The sequence below is a fragment of the Burkholderia sp. ZZQ-2 genome (assembly GCF_050768715.1).
GTDB lineage: Bacteria > Pseudomonadota > Gammaproteobacteria > Burkholderiales > Burkholderiaceae > Burkholderia > Burkholderia cepacia.
Genome location: NZ_LDVA01000363.1, coordinates 48,340 through 64,943, shown reverse-complemented (window position 1 = coordinate 64,943; position 16,604 = coordinate 48,340). Strand labels below are relative to the sequence as shown.

Annotated in this window: 14 protein-coding genes and 1 pseudogene; 7 read left to right on the top strand and 8 right to left on the bottom strand. The window is 66.3% G+C overall.

What is annotated here, in order from left to right; genetic code table 11:
* Positions 1-5: 5 nt before the first annotated feature.
* Positions 6-140 (top strand): annotated as a pseudogene (locus tag ABY44_RS36790) (AMP-binding enzyme); the annotation flags it as partial.
* Here ABY44_RS36790 and ABY44_RS36785 read toward each other — a convergent pair.
* Positions 79-1,125 (bottom strand): LysR family transcriptional regulator, encoded by a 1,047-nt coding sequence (locus ABY44_RS36785; RefSeq protein WP_230948837.1) that lies wholly within the window; start codon positions 1,123-1,125, stop codon positions 79-81. The pseudogene ABY44_RS36790 and the gene ABY44_RS36785 overlap by 62 nt on opposite strands.
* A gap of 320 nt (positions 1,126-1,445) precedes the next feature.
* On the opposite strand from ABY44_RS36785, the gene ABY44_RS36780 reads away from it, so the two are divergent.
* The gene (locus ABY44_RS36780) at positions 1,446-1,763 is read left to right on the top strand and encodes a DUF485 domain-containing protein (RefSeq protein WP_060172757.1); all 318 of its coding nucleotides are present in this window, start codon (positions 1,446-1,448) and stop codon (positions 1,761-1,763) included.
* The gene (gene actP, locus ABY44_RS36775) at positions 1,760-3,436 is read left to right on the top strand and encodes a cation/acetate symporter ActP (protein WP_081072763.1); all 1,677 of its coding nucleotides are present in this window, start codon (positions 1,760-1,762) and stop codon (positions 3,434-3,436) included. Before ABY44_RS36780 ends, actP begins: the two co-directional genes overlap by 4 nt.
* Before the next feature lie 72 nt (positions 3,437-3,508).
* Here the strand turns inward: actP and ABY44_RS36770 are convergent, their stop codons facing one another.
* The 3 genes from ABY44_RS36770 to ABY44_RS36760 form a co-directional block, all read right to left on the bottom strand.
* Complete coding sequence (locus ABY44_RS36770) at positions 3,509-5,686, bottom strand: FUSC family protein (RefSeq protein ID WP_060172758.1); 2,178 nt, start codon at positions 5,684-5,686, stop codon at positions 3,509-3,511.
* A gap of 213 nt (positions 5,687-5,899) precedes the next feature.
* The gene (locus ABY44_RS36765) at positions 5,900-6,583 is read right to left on the bottom strand and encodes a type 1 glutamine amidotransferase domain-containing protein (protein ID WP_059696898.1); all 684 of its coding nucleotides are present in this window, start codon (positions 6,581-6,583) and stop codon (positions 5,900-5,902) included.
* Between the two features lie 43 nt (positions 6,584-6,626).
* Positions 6,627-7,667 carry an NADP-dependent oxidoreductase gene (locus tag ABY44_RS36760; RefSeq protein WP_060172759.1) on the bottom strand — a complete coding sequence of 347 codons (1,041 nt, stop codon included), beginning with the start codon at positions 7,665-7,667 and terminating at the stop codon, positions 6,627-6,629.
* Positions 7,668-8,234: 567 nt separating this feature from the next.
* On the opposite strand from ABY44_RS36760, the gene ABY44_RS36755 reads away from it, so the two are divergent.
* From ABY44_RS36755 to ABY44_RS36740, 4 genes are all read left to right on the top strand, one after another.
* Complete coding sequence (locus ABY44_RS36755) at positions 8,235-9,020, top strand: SDR family oxidoreductase (RefSeq protein WP_060172760.1); 786 nt, start codon at positions 8,235-8,237, stop codon at positions 9,018-9,020.
* 390 nt (positions 9,021-9,410) lie between these two features.
* Positions 9,411-9,809, top strand: coding sequence for an antibiotic biosynthesis monooxygenase family protein (locus tag ABY44_RS36750; RefSeq protein ID WP_414143095.1), 399 nt, complete (start codon positions 9,411-9,413; stop codon positions 9,807-9,809).
* Positions 9,810-9,881: 72 nt separating this feature from the next.
* Positions 9,882-10,898, top strand: a complete 1,017-nt coding sequence (locus tag ABY44_RS36745; protein WP_060172761.1) for an NADP-dependent oxidoreductase — start codon at positions 9,882-9,884, stop codon at positions 10,896-10,898.
* A 62-nt stretch (positions 10,899-10,960) separates the two neighbouring features.
* Positions 10,961-11,272 (top strand): DUF3331 domain-containing protein, encoded by a 312-nt coding sequence (locus tag ABY44_RS36740; RefSeq protein WP_081072764.1) that lies wholly within the window; start codon positions 10,961-10,963, stop codon positions 11,270-11,272.
* A 36-nt stretch (positions 11,273-11,308) separates the two neighbouring features.
* On the opposite strand, the gene ABY44_RS36735 is transcribed toward ABY44_RS36740, so the two are convergent.
* The 4 genes from ABY44_RS36735 to ABY44_RS36720 form a co-directional block, all read right to left on the bottom strand.
* Complete coding sequence (locus ABY44_RS36735) at positions 11,309-12,169, bottom strand: fumarylacetoacetate hydrolase family protein (protein ID WP_060172762.1); 861 nt, start codon at positions 12,167-12,169, stop codon at positions 11,309-11,311.
* Positions 12,170-12,275: 106 nt separating this feature from the next.
* Positions 12,276-13,652: a c-type cytochrome gene (locus tag ABY44_RS36730; protein ID WP_060172763.1), complete on the bottom strand. Its 1,377-nt coding sequence runs from the start codon at positions 13,650-13,652 to the stop codon at positions 12,276-12,278.
* Between the two features lie 8 nt (positions 13,653-13,660).
* Entirely contained in the window at positions 13,661-15,439 is a 1,779-nt protein-coding gene (locus ABY44_RS36725; RefSeq protein ID WP_060172764.1) for a GMC family oxidoreductase, read from the bottom strand.
* 7 nt (positions 15,440-15,446) lie between these two features.
* Positions 15,447-16,199: a gluconate 2-dehydrogenase subunit 3 family protein gene (locus ABY44_RS36720; RefSeq protein WP_060172765.1), complete on the bottom strand. Its 753-nt coding sequence runs from the start codon at positions 16,197-16,199 to the stop codon at positions 15,447-15,449.
* Positions 16,200-16,604: the final 405 nt, after the last annotated feature.

Below are 16,604 nucleotides of genomic sequence, written 5' to 3'. Positions count from 1 at the left end.
CCGAAGTCTCGCCCGACGAGCCGGTCGCCTACTGCAAGAAACGGATGGCGGCGTACAAGTATCCGCGCATCGTCGAGATCATCGACGAACTGCCGAAGACCATGACGGGGAAGATCCTGCGGCGCGAGCTGCGCGGGTGAGCGCGCGGCCGGCGAGGCACCGCATCACGGGTGGCTCGCCGTGTCCGCGCGAACGGGATCGAATACGTCGCCCGGTTGCCGACGCAGCCAGCCATTCGCGGGATCGGCATCGGAATTCGCGTGCCAGTAGAGATAGGTATCGATCGACGCGTCGAACGGGCATTCGAGCATCCGGTTGCCGCGCATCTCGTTGAGCAGCAGCGCGTACCGCTCCGGCATGGTCAGCAGCAGGTCGGTCTGGTTGACGACGCGGCACGCGGCGTTCGGCGCCGAGCCTGACGAGCGCGGCATCCTCGACGCCGCCGCCGCGCTGCCGGCTCGTCACGAGCACGTGCTCTTCGGCGAGATAGGCGTCGAGGTCGAGGCGCTGGCCGACGCGCGGGTGATTGCGCCGGCACAGCACGACGTACCGGTCGGTCGACAGCCGGGTACTGCGGACGGATTGCGGGTGCGGCAGCAGCACGTCGATCACGGCATCGAGCGAGCCCGTGAGCAGGTCGGCCTCTATCGCGCGCCGGTCGTGTTGCACCGCGGTGATATCGATCGACGGTGCGTGCTGCGCGACGTATTGCGCGATGGCCGGCAATACCACCGGTTCCTGCGCATTGAGGATGCCGATCGTGAAACGCCTGATCGTCGTCGCGACATCGAACCGGCTGGCTTCATGCAGCGTGCATTCGAGCGTATGCAGGCCGTTGCGCACGCGCGCAATGATCGCCCTCGTGAACGGGGTGGGCATCATGGCATTGCCGTGGCGCTCGAACAGCGGGTCGCCGAGCAACTCGCGCAGCCGGTTCAGCGCATGACTGACCGCCGACTGACTGAGGCTGAGCTGCTGCGCCGCGCGCGTGATGCTCTGCTGGGAGTAGATGCGTTCGAGTACCACCAGCAGGTTCAGGTCGGTACGGAAAAGGTTCATGACGTCGCGAATGAAAGGATGGCGCGGCAGCAGCGGCGATTCGTGAGAAATACCGCGCGCAGACACGTCTTTTCCACCCCCCGGACGGGGGGCGGTTCGCCTCGCGCCGCTCGCCCCGGGATTTCGTGCGCGCGCGAGCCCCGAGTGACGGTCGTCGACGGGAACAGTCGGTGTTTCCCCGGGGGACACGTGAGCGCGCCGACGCCCCCCACCTGTGGGGGCTGCTATTCGCCGATCGCGGAAATAAGCTCGGTCGTCCTGGCGATCGCGCAGCGAAGGCCGGACGGGCAAGGAAGCGAACCATATCTTACGGATGACGAATCGATTGACGGGATGACGGATACACAAGCGATCCCGATTCTCAAAACTGGCGATGGAGGAGACAAATGACGTTGAATGCAAGCGCAGTTTCACGTATCCGGGAGCACGCGAAGTTTCGAGAGCTGGTCGACGAACGCGCACGCCTGGGCCGGGTGTCGATGGTCGTCGTGCTGGGCGCGTATTTCGGCTTGATTGCGCTGGTCGCGTTGCGGCCCGACCTGTTGCGCAGCGCCGCGTGGGCTGGCAGTGTCACGACCGTCGGCGTGATCTTCGCGATCGCCGTGATCGTTGCGGGATGGGGGCTGACGTGGCTGTATGTCCGCGTCGCGAATGACCGGTTCGAACGTCTGACCGGCGAATTGCTGGGCGAGGTGGGGCAATGAAACCGATCGCCCGCGTTTCGACCGCGGCATGCGCGCTTGCCGCCGCGCCGGGCGGCCTTGCGTGGGCCGGCCCCGCCGTGGAGGCGGGGCAGCGTCAGCCGCTCAATCCGGCCGCCATCGCGATGTTCATGGTGTTCGTCTGCATGACGCTTGGCATCACGTACTGGGCGGCGCGCCGTACCAGGACGGTCAACGACTTCCTCACCGCCGGCGGCGGAATCAGCGGGCTTCAGAACGGCCTTGCGGTCGCCGGCGACTACATGTCCGCCGCGACGTTGCTCGGCGTCGTGAGTCTCGTCTACGCGAAGGGTTACGATGGCCTGCTTTATGTCGTCGGCTTCTTCGTCGGATGGCCGGTGATGCTGTTCCTCATGGCCGAACGACTGCGCAATCTCGGCCGGTTCACGTTCGTCGACATCATCGCCTACCGGCTCGATCCGGTCAGCACGCGCTGGATGGGCGTGGTCAGTTCGTTGACGGTCGTGTTCTTCTATCTCATCGTCCAGATGGTCGGCGCGGGGGAACTCGTTCAGCTGCTGTTCGGCATCGACTACAACTATGCGGTCATCGGCGTCGGGTGTCTCATGATCGTCTACGTGACGTTCGGCGGGATGATCGCGACGACGTGGGTTCAGATCATCAAGGCCGTCCTGCTGATGTTCGGCGGCACGTTGCTGACGCTGTTGGCGCTCGGTCACTTCGGTTTCAGCTTCGAACGGCTTGCGCGGTCGGCGATCTCGGTACACCACGCGGGGAACGCGCTGATGGAGCCGGGCCGCCTGTTCTCGGACCCCGTCTCGGCCGTCTCGATGTCGCTCGCAACGGTGTTCGGGCTCTCCGGGTTGCCGCACGTGCTGATGCGCTTCTTTACCGTTCCGAATGCACGGGAAGCCCGGAAGAGCGTGTTCGTGGCGAGCACGTGCATCGGCTTCATGTTCATTGCGATGTTCGTCATCGGTCTCGCGAGCGTCGTGATCGTCGGCACCGATCCGCAGTTCTTCGAGGGCGGACGCGTGGGCGGCGTGCTGCGCGGCGGGAGCAACATGGTGGCGATGCATCTCGCCGACGCGACGGGCGGCAGCCTGTTCCTCGGTTTCCTCGCGGCGGTGACGTTCGCCACCATCCTGGCCGTGGTGTCGGGCCTGGTGCTGGCGGGTGCGTCGGCCGTATCGCACGACCTCTATGCGGGCGTGTTGCGCAAGGGCCGGGCGAGCGGGGCCGATGAAATCCGCGTCACGCGGTGGACGACGCTGGCGATCGGCGCCGTGGCCGTCGTGCTCGGCCTGCTGTTCAAAGGGCAGAACCTCGCCTTTCTCGTGGCACTGGCGTTCAACGTTGCCGCTTCGGCGAATTTTCCGCCGCTCGTGCTTTCGATGTACTGGAAGGGGCTGACGAGCCGCGGGGCCGTCTGCGGCGGCGTCGTCGGGCTCGTATCGTCGGTCTCGCTGGTCATTCTGTCGCCGGCGGTGTGGAAGTCGGTGCTCGGGCATCCGGCTGCCGTGTTCCCGTACGATCATCCGGCGCTGTTTACGATGCCGCTGGCGTTCCTGGCGAGCTACGTGATGTCGACACTCGATCGCAGTTCGAAGGCCGACTCGGAGCGGCATGCGTTCGACGCCCAGTTCGTGCGCGCCCAGACCGGGCTCGGTGCGGAACGGGCCGTCGAGCATTGACCGGAGTGAACCGCGTCGCCCGCCGCGCGCCGGTGAACGAGCCGGTGTGCGCGGCCGGGTGCCGGCGCGTGGTCAGTGGGGGCGGAAAGCGGAGAGCGGCGAGTCGGGTGCGGCGAGCGCGCTGTGAATGAAGTGCAGGCTGCCGAGCACCGTCTGAAGGCGGGGCGCGGACGGGCCTGCCGCATCGGCGGTCTGCATCGTCCGTTGCAGCGTGGCGATTGCAACCTGTACCGCATGCGTGGCAGCAGCGCTGGCCTTCGGTGTCGGCGCCTCGAACAGCAGCCGGATCGCGCGGCACGCGGATGCGCAATCGTCGAGCCAGGCCGGTGCGGCGTCCGGCGCGGTTCGTGCCGCCTCGATGGCCGTTGCGTCGCGCAGGTCCGCGACGGCCGAGCCGATCTCGAGGACGGACAGAAACCATTCGACGGACTCGCCGTTTGCCACCGGGTCGTCACGCGATATTGACCGGACCTGATACATGAGGTCGCGCGTGCGGCTTTCGAAGCGCGTGCGCAGCGTTGCGACCGAATCGGTGCATGCGAACACGACCTGCCTGCGCAGGTCGGCCAGCAGATGCCGGCGCAACCCGCGCATCGTCGGCGGCAGGAACAGCTCGAACGCGACGGACGCCATCAGCATGGACAGGACCAGCGCGATCGCGTCGTTCATGAAGGACGTCGGATCGTAGGCGACGACATTGTCGGGGCCGGTCAGAAAGCAGAAATAGATGCAGTAGCCGATGCCGTACCCGGCCAGCGACGCGCGCGTCGTCATCCAGCATCCCAATGCGAGCGGCGCGGCGAGTACCACGCAGAGCAGCGGGAAGCCGTCGATGACCGGATACACGACGAACATGACGATCAGCCCGACGACGGACGCGAACGCGGTGCCGATCGCCATCTGGAACGCGGTGCGAGACGGGTGCGCGGAGGAAGCGACCAGCGCGCAGATGGCACCGCCGTTCAGCACGAGCAGGGCGCCCGACGGCCACGCGGTCGCGATCCAGAACGCGCTGAGCACGAGCGTCAGCAGCATCGCGCGGACGCCGGCGACTGCCGCGATGAGCGGATTGGTGCGCGGCTCGTAGGGCGTCACCCACTGTTCGCGCTCGTGTGCGGTGGTGTTCAGCGACAGATAGGTGCTCGCATAGGCGACATAGCTGCCCAGGAACCGGTCGAGCAGGTCGACCGCCGTGTCGAAATCGAGCGAGGTCGCGCCGCTGCCGAGCCGGTTTCGCGCCGACTGCGCGCGGCCGGGCAGCGCCGTGCGGCAGTGCTCGAGCGTGGCGGCCAGCGACGCGGCGAACGCGTCGATATCGTCGGCGTGCATCGCGTCCTGCCGTATGAGTCGGAGCGGCTCTGCGATACCGGCCATCAGTGCGTCGATCTCCGTCAGCACCTCATCGGCTCGCGCGACACGCAGCCGGGCGATCAGCTGACTCAATGCGTGCAGCCGCGTCGACGCTGCCATGCGCTCCGCATTGAGCCGCGTCAGGCGGCCGTTTCGCAAGCGCGTGTCGGGGCCTTCGAACACCGCTGCGCTGCGCGCGGCTTCGGCGCTCACGGTCTCGTCGACGATGCGCACGCTCAGCGCCTCGAGAAACGACCGGTCGATCCGGCCGGACAGAATCGACAGCACGTCGTCCGCGAACGCGGTGAACCGCGTGCGGTTCACGCGGCTGATCTGTTCGCTGACATGCTGTGGAAAGACGAGCGCGCTGACTGCACCCGAACTCAGGATGCCGATCGTCACCTCCGTCACACGCGTCATCGCAGAAAGAAAGGCCGCGTCCGGATGCTGCCATGACGGGATGCCGATGAGCGCGGCCGTGTAGCCGGCGAGCACGAATCCATAGGTCCGGAAGTTGCGGTTTCGCGCGGCACCTGCGGTGCACATGCCGATCCAGAGCGCAGTGGCGCCGAGGAAGAGTTCGGGTACCTGACCGAACAGGCCGATCAGCACCAGCATGGCCAGCAGGCCCACGATCGTGCCGCAGATCCGGTACAGGCTTTTGGCGAGCACCATGCCGCTTTGCGGCTGCATCAGCACGAAGACCGTCGTCATCGCCGTGCGCGGCATCGGGAGTTCGAGCTTCATCGCCACGCCGAGCGCCAGCAGCGCGGCGAGCAGGGTCTTGAAGATGTACAGCCAGGTGACGCCGCTCGTGCCGGCCCAATGACGGGCCGCATCGACGATGCCTGTTTGGGTATCCGAAATAGATGACGTGAATCTGGAGGGCGGCGAAGACATGATGGATGTGGTGCGCGATGCAGGCGTGCGGCGACAGGACGACCGTGATTGTATTTTCCGGAAGTGCGTTCGAGTATTGCGCGTGGTGTTAAACGCTTTTTCGGGATCAGGATCGATGTGATCGCGCGACGGCCGTGTTCCCGCGCGTGTCGTTCGTGTGCGAGCCGGCGGCGAACCGGATGTTCGCCGCCGGTGCGGGGGGCGCTCCGCGGGTCAGGCGCGCGTCAGCAGTTTCAACAGCGCGTGGGCGGCCGGTTCGGACGACGCCGGATTCTGGCCGGTGATCAACAGGCCGTCGACGACCACGTACGGTTGCCAGTCATCGGTCTTCGAATAACGACCACCCTTCGACTTGAGTTCGTCCTCGACGAGAAACGGCACGACGTTCGTCAACCCGACGGCATCCTCTTCCGAATTCGAGAAGCCGGTGACGTTTCTGCCGGCGACGAGCGGCTTGCCGTCCGGCCCCTTCGCATGGCGCAGCACACCCGGTGCGTGGCAGACGGTTGCGACCGGCTTGCCCAGGGCGATGGCCTGCTCGATCAGCGAGACCGACCGTGCGTCTTCGGCGAGATCCCAGAGGGGGCCGTGGCCGCCCGGATAGAACACCGCGTCGAACGCGTCGACCGCGACCTCCGACAGTTTTTGCGTGGCCGCGAGCGCGGCGCGCGCGTCCGGATCGGCTTCGAAGCGGCGCGTGGCGTCGGTCTGGAACGCGGGGTCCGCGCTTTTCGGATCGAGCGGCGGCTGGCCGCCGGCCGGCGACGCCAGCGTGATGTCGGCGCCCGCGTCTTTCAGCGTGTAGTAGGGAGCCGCGAATTCCTCGAGCCAGAAGCCGGTTTTCTCGCCGGTCGAACCGAGGGTGTCGTGGGAAGTCAGGACGAACAGAAGTTTCATGATGTCTGGGGATGGAGATGAATGATGGATGCGCGAATTCGCTTCATGCAGCGACTTCGGCGACGCGCACGACCACCTTGCCGAAGTTCTTTCCTGCCAGCAGGCCGATGAGCGCTTCCGGCGCGCGTTCGAGGCCGTCGGTGACGTCTTCGCGCGGCGTGATCTCGCCGGCCTCGACCCAACGGCCCATTTCGGCCAGGAACGCCTGATAGCCGGTCGCATAGTGGTCGAGGATGATGAAGCCCTCCATGCGGATCCGTTTCTTCAGGAGCGTGTCGGTCAGGCGCGGCAGCCGGTCGGGACCGGGCGCCGGTTCGCTGTCGTTGTATTGCGAGATCAGGCCGCAGAGCGGCACGCGTGCGCCGACGTTGAGGAGCGGCAGCACGGCGTCGAAAATCGCGCCGCCGACGTTCTCGAAGTAGATGTCGATGCCGTCGGGGCAGGCTTGCGCGAGTTGCCGTGCAAGATCGGGGGCCCGCCGGTCGATGCACACGTCGAAGCCGAGCGTCTCGGTGACGTACCGGCATTTCTCCGCGTCTCCCGCAATGCCGACGACGCGGCAGCCCTTGAGCTTCGCGATCTGGCCGACGACGGCGCCCACCGCGCCGCTCGCCGCCGCGACCACGACCGTTTCGCCCGGCTTCGGTTGCCCGATCTTCAGCAGGCCCGTATAGGCGGTGAAGCCCGGCATGCCAAGCACGCCTAGCGCATGGGACGGGCGCTCGAGGTCCGTGCCGAGCGGCATGAGGTCGGTGCCGTCGGAGAGCGCGTAGTCCTGCCAGCCGCTGTCGCCCAGCACCAGCTCGCCCACCGCGAACGCGGGATGCTTCGACGCGACGACGCGGCTGACGGTGCCGCCCACCATCGTGTCGCCGAGCGCAACCGGCGGCGCGTAGGACGGCGCGTCGCTCATGCGCCACCGCATGTAGGGATCGAGCGACAGGTAAAGCGTCTGCAGGAGGACTTCGCCGTCGGCGGGCGTTGGCACCGCCGTGGTTTCGAGCCGGAAGTCGTGCGCTGCCGGCGCACCGATTGGGCGGCTGGCCAGGACGACCCGGCGATTGACGGATGGGGAATGCGGCATGGGTGACCTCTGTGTAACGGTTTCGCCGCCCGGATCGTGCCGGCGGCGGCGGGTTGTTCGCGTGACGGTCGGGATGCGCGGGACGACGTGCCACGACGGCACGACGCACGAACAAAGTAGACCAGTCGTCTATAGCGTGGACGCTTGCGGGCAACGTCACAGGGCATGACCTGCGGGGGTGCGCCGGGTTGCGCCATGCATCGCATGAATGCGAGGGTCGACAGGGCGGTCGAACCGTGACGCGGATCATACGACTGAGTAGACCAGTCGTCTAGCGAGGGCGCGGCGCGATTTCGCGCTTTCCGATCGGTCCCGTTTGCGGTTGATGCGGCGCGCATGGCCACGGCGAACGGGGTATCCGTTCCCCGCAAGGGCCGTGTCATAAGGCGTTCGCCGGAGTCGGGCGTTGCTGCGACTGACGGCATGCGGCCGCTTCCGAACCGTGTCGTCGATGCGGACCGCCTCCCCATTCGGGGGGGCCGTTGGCTGCGGGAAACGCCGTAACGTAGTCGGCAAGATCGCCGTCCGGGTGGGCGCGCAATCATCGTGAACCGAGCGGGAGGATGCATGACCAGAACGGTGTTGATAACCGGTGCGGGGTCCGGATTCGGGCGAGGGGTCGCGTTCGCACTGGCAGAGCGGGGGCATCGCGTCATCGCGTGCGGCCAGATCTGGCCGCAGGTCTGGGCACTGCGGCAGGAGGCCAAGGCGCGCGGCGTGGACATGCAGGTCATCAAGTTCGATGTGACGAACGAAATCGATCGTGCGCACGCATTGACGCACGAGATCGATGTCCTGCTGAACAACGCGGCCATCATGGAGTCCGGCCCGCTCGTGGAGATCCCGATCTCCGTGTTTCGTTCGGTCTTCGAAACGAATGTCTTTGCGGCGCTGGAGGTCGCGCAGGGATTCGCGCGCAGGATGGTCGCGCGCGGGCATGGCCGGATCGTCTGGATGTCGTCGGTCGCGGGATTGATCAAGGTGCCGTTCGACGGCGCTTACGCCGCGTCGAAGCATGCCGTCGAAGGCATCTGCTCCGCGATGGCGGAAGAACTGCAGCCTTACGGCGTCGAAGTCGTCACGATCAATCCGGGTGCCTATCGCACCGGCTTCAACGATACCGGCATGGAAAGCATGGATCAGTGGTGGGATCAAGGCGAGCGCGTCGTCGCCCATTGGCCGACGCGCGAACTGAATCGGCAACACGATCCCGCGGAAATGATCGACGCCATCGTCACGGTGATCGAGGCGGAGGCGCCGCCATATCGCACGGTCAGGCCCGAATCCGCCGAACAGCTCGTGCGCGACGAACAGGCCGCCGCATGGCAGCGGGTCGTCGGCGACAAACGGTGACCGGCTCGAACGAACGCCGGTCGGTTCGCTAGTCCGGCATGTATGGCAGCGGGTTGCCGTCAGCCTCGGGGGCCGGTGCTTCCTGAGGCTTTTTTTCACCCCCCCGTACTGGGGGTAGAGCGGTCGGCTGGACAACGCTATCGTTGGCTCATCGTCGCGACGGGCCGAAACGATGCAGGCCGGTTCGTATCGAGCGGGTGCGGTGACGTCGTTCGATTCCGGAGCGAGGCCGCGCAGCATGAAACGGCTCGATCGTTCCACACCGACCTCATCTGCCGATCCAACCGCGGCTGAAAAAACTGCCAGGACGTCGTGCTGAACCGCGCATGAACCCGTCGACGATTGGGGCGCGTTCGCCTGTCCACGCGAACCGGCAGCAGGGCAGCACGCATGCACGCGCCGCCCACCCGGAATGTCCGGCCCGGGATCGATGCCGGCATCGTGTCAATTGCACTGCGCGACGGTTCGCGTTGCGCGGAGAAACCCGCCATGATTTTTGAAATTGCCCAGATCGAGGTCCAGGAAAACCGAGAGCAGGGATTCGAGCGCGCGGTCGCCGAGGCGAAGCCGCTCATCGAACGCGCCCCCGGTTGCCATGGCTTGCGCCTGTATCGCGGTATCGAGCAACCGTCGCGCTACCGCCTGATGGTGCAATGGGAAAGCGTCGCGCTGCACGACGCCTTTCGCCAGACAGCCGATTTTCAGCGTTGGCGCGAGCTGGCCGGCCCCTTCTTCGTGGGCCCGCCGTCGGTCGAGCACGTGAGCGAAGTCCGAATCGCCGGTGCATGAGGCGCGGTACGCCGCCGCATCCGTGCGGCGTGCCCGGCCGGCACCCTGGGTTCTTGCAAGGAGAGAGGGGCGGTGAGGTTCTCCACGATCAGCACGCAGATTCGACTGGCGAGACGGCCGAACGGTCAGCCGGTCCCGGACGATTTCCTGACGGTCGAGGTGCCGCTTCCGGCGTTGGCGGACGGCGAGGTTCGCGTACGCAACGAATACGTTTCGGTCGATCCGTACATGCGCGGCCGGATGGACGACCGGCCGTCGTATGTCGAACCGTTCAAGCTGCATGAAACGATGACGGGCGCCGCGGTCGGCCGCGTGACCGACAGCGCGTCGAGCACGTTCGCACCCGGCGATCTCGTGCTGCACCGCTACGGCTGGCGCGACATCGCGCAGGGCGCCGCAGTCGAATTCACCCGCGTCGCGGACTTGCCCGACTTGCCGAGCAGCGTTCACCTCGGCGTCATGGGCGCAACGGGGATGACGGCTTATGTCGGGCTGCTCGTGGTGGCACGCATGCGCGAGGATGAAGTCGTATTCGTGTCGGCCGCGGCGGGCGCGGTCGGCTCGCTCGCGGGGCAGATCGCGCGGCTGAAAGGCGCCGCGCACGTGATCGGCTCGGCAGGGAGTGACGAGAAAGTTGCCGTGATGCGCGAACGCTACGGATACGATGCGGCGTTCAACTACCGGCGCGCGCCTGTGCTCGAGCAGTTGGCGGCCGCGGCACCGGCAGGTATCGACGTCTATTTCGACAACGTCGGCGGCGATCATCTCGAGGCGGCCTTGTCGGCCTTCAATTACGGCGGGCGGGCGGCGATCTGCGGCGCCATTTCGCAGTACGACCGCGTCGGCATGTCGCCCGGGCCGCGGTTCATGGAAAACGTCGTCTATCGGAGCCTGACGCTGACGGGCTTCCTGCTGCACGACTATCGGCAGCACCGCGACGCGTTCGTCGACGAAATGGCGGCGTGGTTGAGAGCCGGGCAGATCGTGCATGACGAGACAATCGTCGACGGTGTCGCGCGCGCGCCGGAGGCCTTTATCGGGCTGATGAACGGGACCAACACCGGCAAGATGCTGGTCAGGATCACGTGACCGATTGAACACGCGCGGTCGACCGGGCCCACGGCTCGACCGCACCGGCTTGCGAGCGGGACATGCCTGATGCGATTTCACGACTGGACGACGGGCCGCGCGTGGGTTCCGCCCGCGAGTTCGCGGGTGCCCGGGTGACGGTGCTGGAATGCGACGGAAGCGTGCTGGTGGTTCGTTGGGTCGAGCCCGGCGTCCGGCATTTCGGCGAGCAGCGCTGGCGGCGCGTCATCGCGTCCCGCCGCGGCATCTGCGTGCTGACGCATGTGCCGATCTTCCCCGGCGACGCGGTGTTTCGTCCGGCGGAGCGGCCGAGGCCCACCAACGCCGGCGCGATGATCCTCGCGAACGATGCGCTGATCATGCAGCCTGGCTGAACGCGTGCCGGCGCGCGCTGCGCCGGCCCGACCGGATCACGATTGCACGACGGTATTCCTGAGTACGCCGATTCTCTCAATCTCGACCTCGCACACGTCGCCGGCGCGCATCCAGCGCGGCGGATTGCGCGCCATGCCGATGCCCGACGGCGTGCCGGTCGCGATGACGTCGCCGGGCTCGAGCGTCATGACTTCGCTGATGGTGGCGATCAGCGTAGCGATGTCGAAGATCATGTCGTTCGTATTGGCGTCCTGCACGACGACACCGTTGAGCCGGGTCTGAAGCCTGAGACCGGCCGCGCCCGCCGGCAATTCGTCGACGGTCACCAGCTCGGGGCCGAGTGCGCCCGTTTCGTCGAAATTCTTTCCGACCGTCCATTGCGGTGTCTTGAACTGATAGTCCCGCAGGGTCGCGTCGTTGAAAGCCGTATAACCGGCCACATGGTTCAACGCATCGCTTCGCGCGATGCGCCGGCCGCTGCGCCCGATGACCACCGCCAGCTCGCCTTCGTAGTCGAGCTGATCCGATTCCGTCGGCATGCGTATCGCGGCGCCGTGCGCGGTCAGGCTGCTGCGAAAGCGTGCGAAGAGTGTCGGATACGACGGAACCTCGTAGCCCGCCTCGTGCGAGTGCTCGACATAGTTGAGCCCGACGCAGATGATCTTCGCCGGCCGCGTCACGGGCGGGAGCAGGGTGCAATCGGCCAGGTCCAGCGGCCGGCCGGCCAGCTGGAGGCGTTCACTGGCCTGCGCCAGCGCGGCAGGACCGCCGGAAACGAGGGTGTCGAGATCGCCGGGAAAGTCCGGGTCGCTACGCGTCAGTCCGAGATAACGGCCGTCGCCGGACCGGATAGCGACGCCGGTGGCGCCGTCGCGGACAAAGCTGATGAATCGCATGATGGTTTTCCGATAATCGAGTCAAACAAGTGGAAGGCCCGTGCCGCGCAGTTCTTCGATCGCGTGCGGGCGATGGGCTCCGCGTGATACGGGCCGCCGCCCGAGGTCATTTGCCGGTCGAACCGGGCGCACCGTCGTCGGTCACTTCGTTCGTGACGGCGGCCCGAATCCGCTTCAGTTGCGCCGGATCGACCTGCCGCCGGACTTTCGCGACGTCGGAGGCGCTCACCGTGCCGGCACGATTTCCCCAGCTGCCGCGGACGAACGTCGCGAGTTCGGCGACCTGCATGTCCGACAGCCGCCAGCCGAATGCGGGCATGGCCAGCGGCGCCGGATCGGATCGGGTCGACGGCATCCGCGAGCCGGTCAGAATCACGTGAATGACCGACGACGGATCGTCGGACGTGACCACCGCGTTGCCCGCCAGCGCGGGAAACGCCTTCATCGCGCCGCTGCCGTCCGAGCGATGGCACGCGTTGCAGTTGTCGAGGTACAGCAACGCGCCGCCCGTCGGCGTGACGCCCGAGCGCAACGCCGCGGTCGTATCGGACTTGACGGGAGGTGCCGCCGACGTCCGCGTTGCGCGACCGGGGCCCAGGCTGACGAGGTAATCGGCCACCGCGGCCAGATCGGCGTCGCTGAAATACTGCGTGCTGTTCTCCACCACTTCGGACATCCCGCCGAACGCGGCGCTGCCGTGCGATCGTCCGGTGCGCAGAAGCTGAACGATGCTGTCCCGTGTGCGCTCGCCCGCACCGTTTCCGTCGCCGGGGCGCAGGTCGGGCGCATGCCAGCCCGCGAGCGTGTAGCCGCTCAGGTACAGGTCCGTCCCGCGTGCGTCCAGCGCCTTCTCCTGGCCCATCGGACCGTGAGGCGTATGACATGCGCCGCAATGCGCGAGCCCTTGCACGAGATAGGCACCACGATTCCACGTCGCGCTTTGCGTCGGATCCTCGCGATACGTGCCACTGGGCCGGAACAGAAGATTCCATCCCGCGAGCAGCACGCGCAGGTTGAACGGAAAGTGGAGCCGCGTCTCGGTGTTCGGCTGGCCGATCGGGCGCACGCCGTGCATGAAGTACGCATAGAGTGCACGGGTGTCGGCGTCGCTGACCTTCGAGAACGACGGATACGGCATGGCCGGGTAGAGCAGGTGCCCGTCCCTCGCGACGCCTTTGCGCAGCGCGGCCGCGAAATCGTCGTAGCTGTAGCGGCCGATGCCGTGCGTGGTATCGGGCGTGATGTTCGTCGAATAGATCGTACCGAATGGGGTTTCCATCGGCAGCCCGCCGGCAAACGGCTGGTCGCGGCGCGACGTGTGGCATGCCACGCAATCGCCGACGCGCGCCAGATAGGCGCCGCGCGCGATCTGCCCGGCATCCTGCGCGTTCGCGTCGGCCGGTGGCAACCACGCAGCCAGCGTGACGAAGGTACATAGCAGCCCGAATGAGATTCCGGCCAGTTTCTTGTATCGCTCACCCATTGCCTTTCCTATGTCGGTAGCAGCGGACCGGGATTCTTCAGGTACTGCTCGCGAATCGCGCGCGCCGAGAAATACGCTTGCGCGCCGACCATGCCTGTCGGGTTGTAGGCCCAGTTTTGCGGAAACGCGCAGGCCCCCGTCACGAATACGTTGTGGACGTCCCACGATTGCAGGTACTTGTTCACGACGCTCGTGTCCGGACGATCCCCGCAGACCGCGCCGCCCGTCGTATGCGTGGTCTGGTACGGCCGCATGTCGAAGTGATCGCCGATCTTCCCGGCGTGGACCGACATCGATTTCGGCTTCATCGCGCGCGCGACCTGCTCGGCCTTGCCGGTGACGAAGCGCGTCATGCGCATCTCGTTGTCGTGCCAGTCGAACGTCATGCGCAGCAGCGGAAGGCCGTATGCGTCGCGATAGGTCGGATCGAGATCCAGGTAGTTCGTGCGGTAAGACATGACCGACCCCGCCGTACCGATGGAAAACGAATGCAGGTAGTTGTCCTTGAGCGCCTTCTTCCACGCCGAGCCCCATTTGGGCGTGCCTTCCGGCAGCAGGGTCTGTCCGATCGGGCGGCCGCCGGTGACCATCGCGCTGATATAGGCACCGCCGACGAACCCCGCGGCGGAATGATCGAAGTGGTCCGCATTGAAGTCGTCGAATGCCTGGCCGCCGGAGCCGGCGCCGATGAACGGATCGATGTGGACGTCCTTGTCGAAGAACAGCGAGACCGCGCTGTTCTTCTGATAGGCGAAGTTCCTGCCGACGGTTCCCGTTCCCTTCACCGGATCGTACGGCGTGCCGATCCCGGACAGCAGCAGCAGGCGCACGTTGTGCATCTGGAACGCGCACAGCACGACGATGCGCGCCGGCTGAAACACTTCCCGGCCCTGCGCATCGAGATAGGTCACGCCGGTCGCGCGCTTGCCGTCCGAATCGAGCTGCACACGCGTCACATGGGATCGGTCGCGCAACTCGAAATTGGGTTTGGCCAGCAAGGCGGGCAGGATGCAGGCTTGCGGCGATGCCTTCGCATACATGTAGCAGCCGAAGCCTTCGCAATAGCCGCAGAAGTTGCACGGGCCGAGCTGCATCCCGTACGGGTTCTGATAGGCGATCGACGCATTGGACGCGGGAATCGGAAAGGGATGAAAGCCGGCTTCGCGCGCCGCGTTCCGGAACAGCGTCGCCGGATAATTGTCGGCGAGCGGCGGGCACGGATAGTCGCGCCGGCGCATGGCCTCGAAGGGATTCCCGCCGTCGACGATCCGGCCGCGCAGATTGCCTGCCTTGCCCGACGTGCCCATCACGGCCTCGAGGCGCTCGAAGTACGGTTCGAGTTCGTCCAGTGAGTAAGGCCAGTCCTGGATCGTCATGTCGCCGGGGATGAACCCGGCGCCATATCGCTGCACGTAGTGCGAGCGGATCTTGAGGTCGGCGGCGTTGGCACGCCAGGTCGTGCCGTTCCAGTGCACGCCCGAGCCGCCTACCCCGGTACCCAGCAGGAATGCGCCGAGCTGCCGGTAGGGCAACGCGTCTTCGTTCGGCGCATGCCGGATCGTGACCGTCTCGTGCGCAAGATTCTGCATCAGCTTGCGCCGCTGAATGTAAGCGAGCTCGTCGGCGATGGCGGGGTACGCGAACTCGGGGCTCGTATCGCGGTTTGCGCCGCGCTCCAGGCCGACTACGGTCAGGCCGGCCTCCGTCAGCTCCATTCCCATGATCGAACCTGTCCAACCCATCCCGACGAGGACGGCATCCACTTCCGGCTTCGTGATTTGCGGCATATGCGTCTCAACCCTGTTGACCTTCGATGCTGACGGGCCCGTACGGGTAGCGCTTGCCGGTCCCGACCCAGTCGAGGAAGTCAGCCCTGGCCCCGGGAAAGCCGATCATTTTCCAGCTGCCCATCTCCTTGTTGCCGCCGTGTATCGGGTCCGACAGATAGCCTTCGCGGGTGTTCTCCAGCAGAAACGCGAAGAAATCCGCCGAGGAGATCGCGTCGAATGCCATCGCGCCGGACTCCAGGCGTGCGAGCACGCCGGTTTGTTCCGCGACGGGGAGTTCGGCAAAGCGCTTGCCGGCGAACTCGTGCATGCAGCGTGCGTTCGTCGCCTGGATGCCGGCCCGATACAACTCGCGCGGCGTGAGCCTCGACTGATAGCCGAACAGCGGGGAGGCGGCGCGAAACGGACCCTGCATGTACCAGTGCGCCGCGTAGCCGTAACCGGTTTCCAGTTGCCGGTCGATGAAGACGGGAACGTTCAGGTCGAGCGCACCGGGCCCCTCGTCGTCGTGCGGGATCAGGCGATCCACCGCCGCGAGCACGAAGTGCCATTCTTCGGGCGTGAAGAACACCGGACGATAGGTGTCGAGCCGAACGCCGCTGCCGGCATTTTGCGTCGCCGTCGGTGCCGGCGATGCGTCGTCGCCCGAATGGCACCCGCTTATCGCGACGGCAGCGGGAACGATGGCGACGCGTTTGAGGAAAACACGCCGGCCTGACTCAGGCGCCGGCTTGTCGCCGGATGATTGGCTTTTGTTCATGGATGGGGCGGATCATTCCGTGGTGTCGTCGGAGCGCGGCCGCGAGGGTCTGCCGACCCTGCAGCGACAGCGTGCCGGTACGCACTTCAACAGGCATGAGTCGGGCGGATGCCCAGGAAGGGAGACGCGCGCCGGATCATGTGTCGAAGGGGCCATGCCGCCAAAAGTACCCATGGCCCGGCGCGAAGGCAGCCCCCTGTTCGGGGAGGGCGTGCAGGATCGACCCGCTCCGCGCTGCCGCGCGAGGTCGATCGGGGCGCCCCCCCAGTTAGGGAGGATTCTTGCAAAGGCCCCGACGGGACGCGGATCATGACGTCGGCGAAGCTTGCTTTTTCGAACTGACGAATGCCGCTCAACGACGCCGGATTGCCGGCGCAGTCATTGCCATGCGCAGTGACATGGGGA